The organism is Streptomyces sp. JLBG701 (assembly GCF_058544905.1).
Map to the genome: position 1 here is coordinate 6,701,115 of NZ_CM178588.1, position 13,853 is coordinate 6,714,967.

Consider the following 13,853-nt stretch of genomic DNA (forward strand, 5'->3'; position numbering starts at 1 on the left):
GCCCGCCCCCGCCAGGCACCCACACTGGCGTGACCGTTCGCCGACCTGCGACATGGAAGGAGCCAGAAGGAAGACCATGAAACGCAAACGGGGGAGGGGACGTACGGCCATCGCGCTCGCGCTGGTTCTGGCCGTCCTCGGCATGCTGGCTGCAAGGTGCGACAAGGTCGCCGTACGCGCCGTCGCGCGCGGAGTGACGAGCCCGGCGCCCTTCTTTGTGCGGCTCGGCACCGACATCGCCATCGGGGTGGCGATGGACTACATCGCGGGGGAGATAGGTGGCGGCGCCCCGGGTCTGTACGGGGGGACCCGGGACGCCGGCCACTGCGACAAGGCGAAGCTCGTCGAGTTCCTGGAGAAGCCGGAGAACCGGGGCAAGGCCAAGGAGTGGGCCGACGTCGAGGGCCTGGACGACGTCGGCGAGATCAGGGGCTTCGTGAAGAACCTGACACCGGTCCTGCTGCGCGCCGACACCCTGGTCAAGAACCACGACTTCAAGAAGGGCAAGGCCGACGCCTTCGACGCGCTGCTGGAGGCGGGAATCGCCGTCCTGGTCGACCAGTTGGGGTGGCCGGCCGTCCAGTGCAGCTGCGGCAACCCGCTGTCCTCGTTCGAGGACGACATCGACGCCGCCGACGTGAAGTTCGACGACCGCAACAAGAAATGGCCGTCGTACGACTCGAAGAAGGTGGCCAAGGTCAAGGCGGCGCCGGAGGAAGACCCGGTCGAGGTCTTCCAACTCGTCGATGTCGAGGACCAGGACACCGGACTGGCCCGGGAGGCGGGCTCCGACGGCACGGAGGACGAGGTCCTGTCGGAGGCGCCGAACCCGGACGACGAGTCCGTCGCGCCCACCGACTCGCCCACGCCTACGTCTACGGCTTCGTCGACCTCTACGGCGGAGACGGTCACGGTCCCCGACGTACGGGGCCAACTCCTCGTAGACGCGCAACTCGCCCTGGAGGCCCAGGGCTTCCAGGTCACCACGACCGAGGAGGTGACCGACACGGCGGCGCCCGGCACGGTCATCGCACAGAGCCCGGAGGAGGGGACCGAGGCTCCGGCGGACTCCCTGGTGACGCTGACCGTCGCGAGTGACGGTATCGGCACGGTCACCCCGGAACCCACGGGGGACATCGGGGGCGGCGACAGCAGCGGGGAGACCGGCGGTCCGTCCGCCGGCGGCTGACGCCGGGAGCGGGGCGATGGCACCGTCGCCTCAGCCGGGTGCGGGGGCCACGTGGTTGTGCATGAGGCGGGGGGAGTTCTCGAAGCCCCAGCGGGCGTAGGCGGGGATCGCGCGAGGGCTTGAATGCACGGTGACCCGTTGGACGCCGGCTGCGCGGGCGTTGGCGAGTACGGCGTCGATGAGCCGCCCGCCCAGGCCGCCGTCCCGCTCCTCCGGTACGACGTACACGCACTGGAGATCGCCCGAAGCCCGGTGCAGGGCGCGGGGGGTGGGCACGCGCTGGAGGATGGCCAGCCATGCCATGCCGATGACGACGCCGCCGCGGGTGAGGACGGTGCAGGTGTGCGAGGAGGCGTTGTCGCGGGCCCAGGTGGCGAAGTGGCGTACGAAGTCGTCGTGTTCGGTGTCGGACGTGTCCTTGATGTCGCGGTTCTCGGTGATCCACTGCCATCGGAGTTCGGCTACGGCGGCCATGTCCTCGGGGCCGGCGGGCCGGATCGTGATGTTGTCCATGTATCAATTGTGGGGTGAACGGCGGCCTGCGCGGGGTGAGTTGAGGGTGGTGCGCTGGCAGTGCCGATCATCCACGGGTGGGCGACTGAAACGGGGGCACTTCAATGACATACCGGCGCGCGGCGATACCAGCACTGGTCGGAGCTCTGCTGCTCACGGTGCTTCTGTGGTGGGCGGGGGCGAGTGCGGAGGCGTTGCACCTGCCGGGCAGCACCGGCGTGCTCGGCATCGAGGCCGACGCGGAGCTTGAGCGCTGGCTGACCCCTTGGTCGTACGATCCTTCGACCTCGGTCCAGTATCTCGGGCTGTACCACACCGCGTTGCAGATCCGGTTCGCCGCGGTCTTCGTCTTCTTCGTGCCCGGGGCTCTGCTCCTGGTCCGCAGTCTGCCGCCGGTGGAGGGTCGGATGCCGGCCGCGCTGCTCGCGGTGTGGGCCTGGGGCTTGGTGGCCGGGACCCTGGCGGTGACGGTCTCCGCGCCTTGGCTGATCGCCTCGCAGGGGCACGGCAGTTACCGCTTCCTTCCCCAACTGGCGAGCGTGATCTCTTCCGGGCGGCAGATCGTGGTGGTGACCGGGTTGGTCGCGGCGGTGGGGACGGTGCTTGTGGCGCGGGTCACTGCCAAGGACGCCGGCGTGGCGTCGCGGGGGACCGTCCCGGCGCGCGCCGCCCGGCTGGCCGCCACCGTCGGGACGGTGGTGATCGCGCTGTCCCTGGTGGTCCTCTCGTACGAGTCGGTCGCGGCCGCCATCCAGACGGCTTTCACGGGCGGCAGGCTGTTCGCCGAACCGGGTGACCTTCTGCGGCAGTGGCTGCTGCTCGGCGCCTGGGCGGGACCGGCGGGCGCGCCGCTCAGCGACTGGTTGCTGTACCGGGCCGCCGACGTGCTGCTGCTCGCCGTGGTGTGGTGGGCGCTGCGGCTGCTGCCGGGCCTGGTCTCCCGGGCCACGGTTCCGGTGATGGCGGTTGGTGCGGTCTGCGCGACCGTCCTCGGGCTGCTGGCGAGCCAACTTCTGCGGATGGTGACGGACGGGACGAGCCTGAGCTACGGCTGGCTGCACCTGTTCGCCGGCCTGGGCGGCGGGGTACCGGCCGCGGTGACCTTCGGTCTGGCGGCGGGGGTCGCGGCTGCGGTGACGCTGCGGTTGGCGGCGGGCCGTGCGGAGACCGCCGACGACGCGACGGACTCCGTCGCGGTGAGCTGATCAGGGCAGTTGCCAGACGGTCACCGTGACGTTGATGTGATCGGCGTCCGGGATGCCGGTCGCCTTGAAGAAGCCGACGCGCTTCCCGGCCGTACCGAGACAGCCGATGCGCAGCGCCCTTGACGCGGATCGCGGAAGCACGACACTGACCAAGAAGCGGGCGGCCCCACGCCCACGCCACCAACCGGCGATCAGCCCAGCCAACCCCCCGGGCCGTCAACTCCCGGCCCGCCAATCCTCCCCCCGGCCCAAGTAAGCGCAACCCCGGCCCACGGCGTATAGGGAGTGTGAAGGAGCTGGAGTTCGCGGAGTTTTACAGCAGTAGCCGGGACGTGTGCCTCAGGGCCGTGCTTGCCGGTGTGGGGGAGCGGCAGCTTGCCGAGGATTTGGTTGCCGAGGCGTTCACGCGGGCGTGGATGGCGTGGGCGAAGGTCGGCCGGCATCCCGCGCCGAGGGCGTGGGTCGTCCGTACGGCGTTCAACACCCGTATCTCTTGGTGGCGCCGGCGACGGCGCGAGGTCGCGCTCGGCGACGGGTACGACGTCGCCGACATCCCTCCCGATGAGTCCGGCCTCGATCCGGCGCTGATGGTGCTGCTGCGTCAACTACCGTGCCGCCAGCGGGAGGTGATCGCATTCCGGGTCTTCCTCGACCTCGACACTGAGGCGACGGCGAAGGCCCTGGGTATCGCCCCGGGCACGGTAACCGCCCACCTCTCACGGGCCGTCGCGACCCTGCGCGGCCACCTCGTCCCCACCACCGACACCCCGGAGGCCGGCACATGAGCATGAGGGATCAGGACAACGACGTACTCGTACTGGAAGCGTTGACGGAATCGTTGAGGGACTCTCTGAGCGATGTCACTCTCGACACTCCCGTCGAGCTGATCGTCGCCGAGGGACGGGCGCGGCGACGCAGGCGGCGGGTCGTCGCCGTGGCGGGTGTGGCGGCCGTGGTCGGGCTGGCGCTCGGCGTGCCGACGTACGGCAACCCGTCCACCCCGCCCCCGTCGTCGGACGAGATCGCCACCGGGGCGGGCACGATCCACGTGCGTACGGCCGCCTACACCGTGGACAGCCTCAAGAACGGCTCGGTCCGGGTGAGTTGGGACAAACAGGCCTACTTCGAGGACCACACCGGGCTGGAGAAGGCGCTGGACGACGCAGGGTTCCCGGTGCTCATCAAGGAGGGCGAGTTCTGCAAGGGGCCCGACGACCCGGCCACGCTGGACAGGCACGGCTCCGGACCCGGCGTCGAGAACGTGCGCACGGCTCACCGAGAGGGCGACGACCGGGTCGTCTTCGACTTCGATCCCGCCGCCATGCCCGCCGGGAAGCAGCTCTTCATCGGGTATCTGTCGGCCGCCCAGCTGGAGATCACCCAGGGGCGTCCGGGTTCCGTGGAGCGGATCGTGCCCAAGGACACCCCGCTGGAATGCAGCACCGACCTGCCGAAGTTCGGCTGACCCGGCGCAAGCCCTCACTGTGACTCCAGCACCGCGTAATCGGCGAAGCTACGGCGATAACGGGTGTGGCCGGTCTCCTGGGTGTGCCTGCGCTGCCACTCCTCGACGTCCGCCGGGTCGGCGCAACGCCCGGAAACGGCACCGCAGTCGGCGTCGTCGCCCGACACGCAACGGGCCTCGTACTCGGGTTCCGCGGCCGGGTCCTGCACGATCGCGTACGGCACGTACCGGAAGATCCGGCGGGGGCGGTAGCCCAGTCTTTCGTCGGCTCCTCCGCCGACGTGGTCCCGCCGCCCGTGCCTGCGCAGCAGGACGTTCGCGTCGGTCTCGGCGGTGCCGTCGCCACGGGCGCGGGCGTCGTCCCGGAGCGCGGCGAGGTCGGCGCAGGCGGGGCAGTCGGGGACGGGGGAGGGGGGCGTGCCGATGTCCACCGTGTTCTCCGGTGCCGAATTCCCGCTCCCTGAACGTGAGTTGGCCGCCCGTACGCTCGCGCTCAGCCGTTCCTCCGGTGTCGCCGGGCGGATCCGCGCCGGGTCGGCCTCCCACTCCCGGCCGCCCCCGAGCGGGCGCAGCATCGCGAACGGGCCTGTCCTGTCCAGGTATTCGCCCACCTTGCGCGTCTGAGGGTCGTAGACGATCGTTCCCGGTTCCATTCACGTACCTTTCGTAACTCTGGGTGTATCGAGCGTCGCGCATGGGAACGGTCCGTATCAACGCTTGACGCGTGCCACTGGGCCACTGTCACGGAGGGGGAGGCTGGTTCTGTGACCCGACGTAATGCCGAAGGGGCGGGCGGGGCCGGTAACGGCGTCCTGTTCGGCGACCTGTTACGGCACTTCCGCGAGGCTGCGTTCCTCACGCAGGAGGCGCTGTCGAAAGAGGTCCCGTGCGACCGGTCCCACGTGGCCCGGGTCGAGGCGGGGACACGGGTGCCGACGGAGGCGTTCGCCAAGAAGTGCGACGAAGTCCTGGGTACGGGTGGGGTGTTGGCCAAGATGTGGGGCCGCATCGACTGGTATCCGGAGGTGCAGCATCCGGACTGGTTCGAGCGCCGGGCCGAGATGGATGCGAAGGCGGTGGCGCTGCGGGAGTATCAGGAGCGGGTCATCCCAGGCATGTTGCAGACACCTAGCTACGCGCACGCACTGTTCTCCCGGATCGCGAGCGGTGACGAGGTGGAGGAGCGCGTTCGTGCCAGGCTCAGCCGCCAACCGCGCTTCTTCGCCGAGGACGGTCCGCTGTACGTCGCCGTCCTGGACGAGAGTTGTCTGCGCAACGCGGTAGGAGGGTCGGAGGTCATGCGTGACCAGTGTGCCCATCTGCTCAGCGTTGGGCGACGCCCCAACATCCGCATCCAGGTGGCCCCTGCGAGCTATCCCGAACTTCTGCGCCCTAACGTTTCCATGTCGTTGATCGAGCTGGCCGACGGGCACCGGTGGGTGTACTCGGAGTCGCTGGACCGTGGCCATTTCAACGACGATCCGGGAGGCTTCGCGCGCCATAGCCAGACCTATGATGTGCTCAGGGCGGACATCCCGTCAGCCCGCGAATCCGCCGCTCTGATCAGCGACGTGATGGAGGAGTACGAGCACCATGGACAGGCACGAACTCGGCGCGGCGACCTGGATCAAGAGCAGCTACAGCGGCGAGAACGGCGGCAACTGCGTGGAAATCGCCCCCGGTTTCCCCGCCGTAGTCCCCGTCCGTGACAGCAAGGCAGCCCCCGGCGGCCCGGTCCTGATCGTCACCAACTCCGCCTGGACGGCGTTCACTTCGGCTCTGCGCTGACCGACAGCCAGATCCGCTCCGGCAGGACCGCGTGGCCTTCACCCGGCGGCTTGCTCCATGGCGTTGTCCAGATGGGCGATGACCGCTGGCACGTCATCGCTCTCCGTCCTCCGGATCAACTCCAGGGCCGGCCGGACCAGGAGGCCCGGGCGCGTTATCAACCGGGCGAGCACGGCGGCCCGGATGTCGAGGCGCTTGATGGTGGCCTCGCGCTCCTCTTCGTTCTGGCCGGCCAGCAGTACGGCGTTGTACCAGGCCTCCTCGCGGGACTGACGGACGCTGAAGTCGAGGATCTGCTCGTCGGTGCGGGCGCCGACCTTGTCCAGCAGTGACAGGAGTGGTGAGAGGGCGCCGACCGAGTCCTCCAGGACCAGTACCACCCGCGCGAGGATGTCGTTGATCAGCAGGAAGTCGTGCCGTAGCTCGTGGATGGCCTTGCCCGGGCTGGTCCGCGCGGCGGCGACGGCCAGGTCGAGGTTGATGTGCGCGTTCACGCCGAGTATCAGGTGCTGGACGATGACGGTGTCGGAGTCGTCGAGCAGCCCGAACGTCTCGCGCCAGCAGCGCGGCCCGCTCCGGTCGCGGCGCCAGGCGTCGTACGCCTCGAAGTAGCGGTTGCCGAAGTGCGTGTCGAAACGGTCCATTCGGGCGCCGTCGTCGAACAGCTCGGCGTGGATGGCCGTACGGACCTCGACGGTCACCTGGCGGTACAGCGCCGCGAAGTACCCGACCCGGTCACTGTCGCGGCCGGCCTCCCGCACGATCCCGGCAAGCCCGTCCACGACCTCGTCGATGTTCTTTGCTTCCATGCCCAACTCCCTTTCAGGGTCCCCTAGTTCGGCCCGCACGCTCCGACTGCTGCGCGCAGTGTTGATTAAAGCCCCGTCCGGCCACCGCCACCGGCGAACGGAACTACGCGTGGGGCCATGGGGGTTGGACGACAGGCGGGCGGCCTGCGGCGGACGTCCAGGTGAACTCGTAATCCGGAAAAAGCCACCTTTTGCCACAGTCGCGTAACAGTCGCCACACAGGGGGCAACTCGCGCCCCGCCCCGCCGGTCGAACCTGATGCGTCGCACACCCGCGCCGCGGCGGAACCGGTGCCGCTCGGCGCAACTTCTCCAGTCCCGACCAAACTCGGAGTTGACCCGTGCCCAGAACGTCCCTGCCGACGCGCCTTGCCGCAGCCGCCGCGCTCCTGCTCGCCGCGGGCGCACTGTCCGCGCCCGCCGCCTCGGCGGAGTCCTCGGATGCCGCCCCCGGTGACACCTACGTGCTGACCGTGAGCACCAACCCGACCAGCACCGACTTCGACAACCGCCACGTCGACGTCACCGGCACCGTCACCAAGGCCGACGGCACCCCGGCGCCCAACATCCCCGTCACCATCCAGGAAGTCGTCCGCTTCACCACCTGGAACCCGTGGGGCGACCCGATCGACCCCACGTACTACGAGCCGCGCGACCTGGGCAAGCCGGTCACGGACGCCACCGGGAAGTTCACCATCCCCGACGTCAACATCGACCACGTGAGCGGCAGCAGCCTCCTCAACGTCCAGCACGAGGTACAGATCACGGCCCTCTACGACGAGGACGGCGACCTCAACACCCCGCAGGACGGCTACTACGCGGACACCACCGTGGCCGCCAACGCCCAGTCCAGCTCCGTCAGTTACAAGGTCAACAAGAAGAGGGTGAAGGCCGGCGACATCCTCACCGTCCAGGGCAAGGTCACCCTCCCCAAGGGCGTCGAGCCCCAGGGCACCGAGATCTTCCTGCAGACCTACTGGGAGAGCGAGTACGACGTGAAGACGACCGCCGAGGAGGACGGCTTCTTCGTGATGTCCGTACGCGTCTCGGGCTACGACGACACATTCGCACTCCGCATGGCCCCGACGGACCTCTACGTGGCGGGCGTACACAAGCCCCTCCCGATCACCAACACCTCACTCCCTCGCCCGTAGCCCTTCACGCCTCCACGGGTCACCCTCGCGCGACGCGGAGGTGACCCGTACGAGCCCGTGCTCACGTCACGCCGTCACCCTGAGCAGCAACTTCCCGGTACTCGCCCGCGCCCCCATCACCCGATGCGCCTCCCCCGCCTCCTCCAACCCGAACTCCGCCGTCACCGGCAGCGAAACCGTCCCGTCCGCCACAGTCGCGAAGGCCCGCTCAGTCAACCTCCGCAGCTCCGCCGGGGCCGTCTTCGCCAGCGACAGGATCGAGAAGCCGCTCACCGAGAGTCCCGTCGGGTACAGGTCCGGCTGGCCCACGCTCCACGGCTCCGCCGAGCTCGCGTTGCCGAAGGAGACCAGTCGGCCGAAGACCGACAGTGAAGCCAGACCGGCTCGCAGGGTCTCGCCGCCCACCGGGTCCAGGGCCAGGTCGACTCCCCGGCCGGCCGTCGCCTCCCGTACCGGAGCCGCGAAGTCGCCGACGAACACCTCGTCGTAGCCGTACTCCCGCGCATACGACGCCTTCGCCGCGCTCGACACCACGCCGTAGACCGTGCCCGCGCCCGCCGCCTTCGCCAACTGCCCCGCCACCGTGCCGATTCCGCCCGCCGCGCCCTGCACGAGGACCGTCTCGCCGGGTTGGAGCCGGCCCACCGTGTGGATGAGGGCGTACGCCGTTGGCAGGACCGTCGGGAGGGTCGCCGCCGTGCGGAGGTCCATGCCCCCGGGGACAGCAAAGACCGTCGCCGCCTCTGCCACCGCCACGTCCGCGTACGCGCCCCTCTCCGTCAGGGCCGCCACCTCCTGGCCGACGGTCACCCCCTCGACGCCCGCGCCGACCGCCCGTACCCGCCCGGAGACCTCAAGCCCGGGGCGGAAGGGCAGCGAAGGCACCCGGTAGCCCTCCGACCGTGCCTTCAGGTCGGCGAAGTTCACGCCCGTGTACGCCACGTCGATGCTCACCTGCCCGGGGCCCGGCTCGGGGACGGTCACCTCCACCGTCTTGAGGACCTCGGGACCGCCGTACTCCTGGATCTCGACCGCGCGCATGCCGGACTCTCCGCTCGACTGTTCAATGGAAAGCGAACACTCGTGACTGTATGGTTTTCATCGAACACTCCGCAACCCCGTGAGGGAGGCCCGCGTGGCACAGAGCACCGGCACCGGTCATCGGGCCGCCCCCCAGCACACCCACCCCGACGACGTCCCCGTCCAGACCGCGCTCGCCGCGCTCGCCGACCCCGTACGCCTCACCCTCGTAAGGGAGTTGGCCGCGTCGGAGGACTGGTCGCGCAGTTGCGGCACCTTCGATGTGCCCGTCGGCAAGGCGGCCCTCAGTCATCACTTCTCGGTGCTGCGCGCTGCCGGGGTCGTCGAGCAGCGGGACGAGGGGCCCAAGCGGGTCAACCGGCTGCGGCGGGACGAGTTCGACGCCCGTTTTCCCGGTCTCCTCGCACTCGTTCTGCACGAGGACGACGTCAGCTGAACGTCTCCGTCCCTTCCGGCGTCACAGTGCCGACCGACCGAAAGGGACGGAGGGGGACATGGAGAACAAGGGGAATAAGAGGTACCGCATCTGGGCTTCCGCGGCCGCCGTCACGGTGGTGACGGTGGGCGCCGCCTTTTACGTCGATGCCCTGGAGACCGGCCACAGCGAGGGTGGCCTCAAAGCCGAGCCCGTGGCGGCGGCGAAGACCTGCGTCGGCACTCGGCCCGCGCCTACGGGTAGCGGCACCGCATCCGCTGCCGACAACCCCGATAATCCCGACGACACCCCGCTCTTTCGGACGCTCTTCTACATCCAAAAGGCGGGCGACAAGCAGCACTCCGCCGTCTTCACCGGTCTCTCCGTCGACCAGCACGACAACGCCGCCGACGTCTACCGCATACCCTCCACCGCCTTCGACGCCGACGTCTGCGCCGCCGCCGAGAAGGGCGTCACCCTGCGCCTGCACGACACCGACGCCAACCGCAAGGACCTCGACGGCCTCGCCGACCGGATCAGCGAGGACATGCACCGCTGGGACGGCACCTTCCAGCTGCGCGAAGTCGGTGTGGACGAGCGGGGGTACGTCCATGTCGGCGTCGACGACCCGGACAAGGCCGAGCCCGTCATCGAGGCGGAGTTCGGCGGCCGTCACATCAAGGTCCGGCACGTGGAACAGGCGCAGGACGACGCCGGAACGTAGGAGTTGACGAACCGGGAGGTAAGCGGTCGAACCGTCTTATGGGGGACGGGGTTTCGAGCTGCCCGTCATCAAGTCCCTCTATGCTGTACGCGCCCGCACAGGCCGCCGGAGTCACGGCAACCCCACTCATCGCCGTGGCCAGGGAGGCGGCAGAGTACGTCGGGGACGCACCCTGGAGGGATTTGTGGCAGCGCTGGAGCCGGGAGACCCGCGCGCCGTCGGGGACTACCAGGTGCTGAGCCGGCTCGGCACGGGCGGCATGGGCCGGGTCTTCCTCGGCCGGTCCCCGGGCGGACGGCTCGTCGCGGTCAAGGTGGTGCACGCCGAACTGCTCCGGCGTCCCGAGTTCCGCCCCCGCTTCCGCCGCGAGGTGGCGGCGGCCCGGATGGTCAGCGGGGCCTTCACCGCCCCGGTGGTCGACGCGGACCCGGACGCGGACCTGCCGTGGCTGGTCACCAGCTACATCGCCGGGCCCTCCCTTGAGCAGGCGGTCGACGAACAGGGGCCCTTCGCCTCGGCCACCGTGCTGGCCCTCGCCGCCGGGCTCGCCGAGGCGCTCAGGTCGATCCACGCCACGAGCCTCGTCCACCGCGACCTCAAACCCTCCAACGTGCTGCTCGCCGAGGACGGACCCAGGGTCATCGACTTCGGGATCGCCCGCACCATCGAGGCCGACTCCCTCACCAGGACCGGGCACTTGACCGGTTCGCCGGGATTCATGTCCCCCGAGCAGGTCGCAGGCGCCGAGATCACCCCGGCCAGCGACGTCTTCAGCCTGGGCACGGTCCTGTGCTTCGCGGCAACCGGCCGCAACCCCTTCGGCGCCGGGCCGGCCCCCGCCCTCCTGTACCGCGTGGTCCACAACGAACCCGACACCGAGGCGATCGACGACCCGGCCCTACGTTCCCTGATCTCGGCCTGCCTCGCCAAGGACCCGGCCCTGCGCCCCACACCCCGGGACATCCTCGCCACGGTCGGCCGCCCGGACGCGACCGCCGGACACTGGCCGACCGCCGCCGACCCCACCCACGCCCACGCCCATGCCCACGCCGGCACGCCCGTGGATCCCCGGGTGGCCTCCTATCCGCCGGTGGCCTCACATTCTCGTACGGCCGCGGGTTCTGACTCGACCACGGTCCGGAACCCGGCAGCCCCTCACCCGCACGAGGCGCACCCGGATCACCCGAACCACCCGTCCACGCAGGTGGATACGGCCCCCACCCCGGCCCCGACACCGCCCGCCACGCCGACCGGCCCGAGCGCCTCAGCGCCGGCTCCCGGCCGCCGTGGCCGCCGCGCCTTCCTGGTCTCCGGAGCCGTCACCGTCGCAGCTCTCGGCACCGGAGCCGGGTTCTGGCTCAGCCGGTCCGAGCGCGGAGACCAAGTCGACGGCAAGGGCGCCGACGGCAAGCAGGCCACCGGCAGCGCCTCCGCCTCCGCCACCGTCCGTCGCGCGGAAGCCGTGGCCGTCTGGCCGCTCGACGAGGCCTCCGGCACCGTCGCGAGGGACACCGTCGGCGGCGACGACGGCACCGCCACGAACGTTCTGTGGCGGGCCGGCCAGGACGGCGCCGCCGAGTTCGACGGGAAGACCAGCCAGATCGTCACCGCCGGCGAGGTGCTGAGGACCGGGCCCGGCCGCAGCTTCACCGTCGCGGCCTGGGTCTGCCTTTCCACCGAACCGGAGTTCTTCGCCACCGCCGTCAGCCAGGAAGTCCCCGGCGACAGCGGTGGCAGCGGCTTCTTCCTCCAGTACGCGAAAGCCGAGAACCGCTGGGCCTTCGCCCGCCCCGGACTCCGCGCGGTCGGCTACACCGTCCCCGCCCCGGGCACCTGGACGCACCTTGCGGGCGTCTGCGACGGCGCCACCCGCAAACTGCGGCTGTACGTCAACGGCGTCCTCGAAGTCGAGGTCGACGACACCAACCCGACCGCCGCCACCGGCCCCCTGGTGATCGGCCGCGCGAAATACGCCGGGCAGCCCAGCGGATTCTTCGTCGGCGCCATCAAGGACGTACGGGTCTTCGGGCAGGCCCTGACCGCCGCTCGGATCAAGACACTCAAGACACTTCAGCAGTGACCCGCGATCGCGCCTTCAGCGCCCAGTACAGCCCCGCGCTCACCACGAACCCGACCAGACACGTGATGTCACCGAACGCCGGCCAGTTCTCCGGAACCCAGCCCACGTACTTCTCCTGGTTCGAGAAGAGCGGGACGGACACCGCGATGCCGATCAACATGGCCGCCAGGCCCGACCAGTTGGCGTACGAGGTGTCCCCGAGCCGCGCTTCCAGCTCCGCCACCGGCGTCCGCGCCTGAAGCCAGCGCTCCACCAGCACGACCCCCAGCCACGGGCCCACCCAGTACGCGATCACCAGCAGGAACGCCTCGTACGCGTGCCCCGCGTCGTCCAGGGACGCCCACGCCGCCGCCGTACCCGCGACACCGGCCAGCACGACGATCGCGCTGCGGCCCAGCCAGGCGGGGAGCTTGAGGCCCAGGGCCGTGATCGACATCGCCGACGAGTAGACGTTGATGGCGTTCGCGGAGATCGCGCCCAGGATGATCGCCAACAGGACCAGGTTGGTCAGCCAGCCAGGGAGGTGGCCCGTGAAGGCCGCCGTCGGGGTCGCGTCCTGCGGGGCGACGATCGTCGCCGAGGCCGCGCCGATGACCGAGACGATCGCGATCGACACGAACAGACCCACCGCCGGGTACACGATCGTCCGCAGCTTGTTCGCCGTGCGCGGCAGATAGCGGGAGTAGTCCGACGAGCCCGGGTTCCAGCCCGCCGCGTAGCCCCACGCCGTGCTGAACGCCAGCAGGAAGCCGCCGATGCCGCCGCCCGTGCCGCCCCCGCCGAGGTTCGCCTCCTTGAACGTCCACACGCCGGCCAGCAGGAAGATGACCGCCAGCACCGGGAACGCGTACTTCTCGAAGGCGTGCACGAAGTTGTGGCCGATGAAGCCGATCACGACCTCCGCCGCCACCACGAGAAGCAGGGAGGGGAGCGGGTTCAGACCGGTGAGGGTGTCGAGCGCGAAGGCCGCGCTCACACTGTTCACCGCGAACCAACCGACCCCCGACACAAGGGCGTTGAAGCCCGACGGGAGGAGGTTGCCCTTGTAGCCGAAGGAGAAGCGGCCTATCACCATCTGCGGGACGCCGAACTTCGGGCCGTCCAGCGACAGGATCCCCTGGGTCAGCGATCCCAGCGCCGTGCCCAGCAGCAGCGCCGCCGTCGCCTCCCAGAAGCTCAGGCCGAAGAAGAGGACCGAGATCACACCGATGTAGACGGTAGCGAACTCGATGTTCGGCGAGGCCCACGTCCACAGCAACTGGAGTGGGCTGCCGTGCCGTTCGGCATCGGGGATGGGTTCCGAGCCCGCCGTCTCTACGGCGATGACCTTGTCACCGTATTCGGGGGCGATGGTGCCGGCGGAGTCGGCGGGTGCAGTCGTCATGCGAGGTAAGTGTCCGGCCCGGGCAGGGCGCGGCCCAGGGGCGCATTGTCCGCTTCGGGAGGCTCGTCGGCGTACAACCTGTCAGTC

At 70.0% G+C, this 13,853-nt stretch carries 16 protein-coding genes; 10 read left to right on the top strand and 6 right to left on the bottom strand.

What is annotated here, in order from left to right; all coding sequences use genetic code 11:
* Positions 1–76 precede the first annotated feature (76 nt).
* Positions 77–1,189: a DUF6777 domain-containing protein gene (locus AC5DRG_RS31035; RefSeq protein WP_491802769.1), complete on the top strand. Its 1,113-nt coding sequence runs from the start codon at positions 77–79 to the stop codon at positions 1,187–1,189.
* Positions 1,190–1,219: 30 nt separating this feature from the next.
* On the opposite strand, the gene AC5DRG_RS31040 is transcribed toward AC5DRG_RS31035, so the two are convergent.
* A complete protein-coding gene (locus AC5DRG_RS31040; protein WP_491802771.1) occupies positions 1,220–1,702 on the bottom strand; it encodes a GNAT family N-acetyltransferase in 483 nt (160 codons plus the stop codon).
* A gap of 104 nt (positions 1,703–1,806) precedes the next feature.
* Here AC5DRG_RS31040 and AC5DRG_RS31045 point away from each other — a divergent pair, with 104 nt between their 5' ends.
* A complete protein-coding gene (locus AC5DRG_RS31045; protein WP_491802772.1) occupies positions 1,807–2,907 on the top strand; it encodes a hypothetical protein in 1,101 nt (366 codons plus the stop codon).
* On the opposite strand, the gene AC5DRG_RS31050 is transcribed toward AC5DRG_RS31045, so the two are convergent.
* Positions 2,908–3,048, bottom strand: a complete 141-nt coding sequence (locus AC5DRG_RS31050; RefSeq protein WP_491802773.1) for a hypothetical protein — start codon at positions 3,046–3,048, stop codon at positions 2,908–2,910.
* A gap of 146 nt (positions 3,049–3,194) precedes the next feature.
* On the opposite strand from AC5DRG_RS31050, the gene AC5DRG_RS31055 reads away from it, so the two are divergent.
* Both AC5DRG_RS31055 and AC5DRG_RS31060 read left to right on the top strand, forming a co-directional pair.
* Positions 3,195–3,692, top strand: coding sequence for a sigma-70 family RNA polymerase sigma factor (locus AC5DRG_RS31055; RefSeq protein ID WP_491802774.1), 498 nt, complete (start codon positions 3,195–3,197; stop codon positions 3,690–3,692).
* Positions 3,689–4,372 (top strand): hypothetical protein, encoded by a 684-nt coding sequence (locus tag AC5DRG_RS31060; protein ID WP_491802775.1) that lies wholly within the window; start codon positions 3,689–3,691, stop codon positions 4,370–4,372. The genes AC5DRG_RS31055 and AC5DRG_RS31060 overlap by 4 nt, the downstream gene beginning before the upstream one ends.
* A 14-nt stretch (positions 4,373–4,386) precedes the next feature.
* Here AC5DRG_RS31060 and AC5DRG_RS31065 read toward each other — a convergent pair whose 3' ends face one another.
* Entirely contained in the window at positions 4,387–5,025 is a 639-nt protein-coding gene (locus AC5DRG_RS31065; protein ID WP_491802776.1) for a DUF7848 domain-containing protein, read from the bottom strand.
* Between the two features lie 111 nt (positions 5,026–5,136).
* Here AC5DRG_RS31065 and AC5DRG_RS31070 point away from each other — a divergent pair, with 111 nt between their 5' ends.
* Both AC5DRG_RS31070 and AC5DRG_RS31075 read left to right on the top strand, forming a co-directional pair.
* On the top strand, positions 5,137–6,081 hold the full coding sequence (locus AC5DRG_RS31070; protein WP_491802777.1) for a helix-turn-helix domain-containing protein: 945 nt from the start codon (positions 5,137–5,139) through the stop codon (positions 6,079–6,081).
* Positions 6,038–6,160, top strand: a complete 123-nt coding sequence (locus AC5DRG_RS31075) for a DUF397 domain-containing protein (RefSeq protein ID WP_491802778.1) — start codon at positions 6,038–6,040, stop codon at positions 6,158–6,160. Before AC5DRG_RS31070 ends, AC5DRG_RS31075 begins: the two co-directional genes overlap by 44 nt.
* 38 nt (positions 6,161–6,198) lie before the next feature.
* Here AC5DRG_RS31075 and AC5DRG_RS31080 read toward each other — a convergent pair whose 3' ends face one another.
* Entirely contained in the window at positions 6,199–6,969 is a 771-nt protein-coding gene (locus AC5DRG_RS31080; protein WP_491802779.1) for a DUF5995 family protein, read from the bottom strand.
* A gap of 340 nt (positions 6,970–7,309) precedes the next feature.
* Here AC5DRG_RS31080 and AC5DRG_RS31085 point away from each other — a divergent pair, with 340 nt between their 5' ends.
* Complete coding sequence (locus tag AC5DRG_RS31085; RefSeq protein WP_491802780.1) at positions 7,310–8,122, top strand: transthyretin-like family protein; 813 nt, start codon at positions 7,310–7,312, stop codon at positions 8,120–8,122.
* A gap of 66 nt (positions 8,123–8,188) precedes the next feature.
* Here AC5DRG_RS31085 and AC5DRG_RS31090 read toward each other — a convergent pair whose 3' ends face one another.
* Positions 8,189–9,163 (bottom strand): quinone oxidoreductase family protein, encoded by a 975-nt coding sequence (locus AC5DRG_RS31090; protein WP_491802781.1) that lies wholly within the window; start codon positions 9,161–9,163, stop codon positions 8,189–8,191.
* A gap of 94 nt (positions 9,164–9,257) precedes the next feature.
* Here AC5DRG_RS31090 and AC5DRG_RS31095 point away from each other — a divergent pair, with 94 nt between their 5' ends.
* From AC5DRG_RS31095 to AC5DRG_RS31105, 3 genes are all read left to right on the top strand, one after another.
* Entirely contained in the window at positions 9,258–9,599 is a 342-nt protein-coding gene (locus AC5DRG_RS31095; RefSeq protein WP_491802782.1) for an ArsR/SmtB family transcription factor, read from the top strand.
* Positions 9,600–9,657: 58 nt separating this feature from the next.
* Positions 9,658–10,302 carry a hypothetical protein gene (locus AC5DRG_RS31100; protein WP_491802783.1) on the top strand — a complete coding sequence of 215 codons (645 nt, stop codon included), beginning with the start codon at positions 9,658–9,660 and terminating at the stop codon, positions 10,300–10,302.
* Between the two features lie 184 nt (positions 10,303–10,486).
* Positions 10,487–12,382, top strand: coding sequence for a protein kinase domain-containing protein (locus tag AC5DRG_RS31105; protein WP_491802784.1), 1,896 nt, complete (start codon positions 10,487–10,489; stop codon positions 12,380–12,382).
* Here AC5DRG_RS31105 and AC5DRG_RS31110 read toward each other — a convergent pair.
* Positions 12,363–13,766: a purine-cytosine permease family protein gene (locus tag AC5DRG_RS31110; protein WP_491802785.1), complete on the bottom strand. Its 1,404-nt coding sequence runs from the start codon at positions 13,764–13,766 to the stop codon at positions 12,363–12,365. The genes AC5DRG_RS31105 and AC5DRG_RS31110 overlap by 20 nt on opposite strands.
* Between the last annotated feature and the right edge of the window lie 87 nt (positions 13,767–13,853).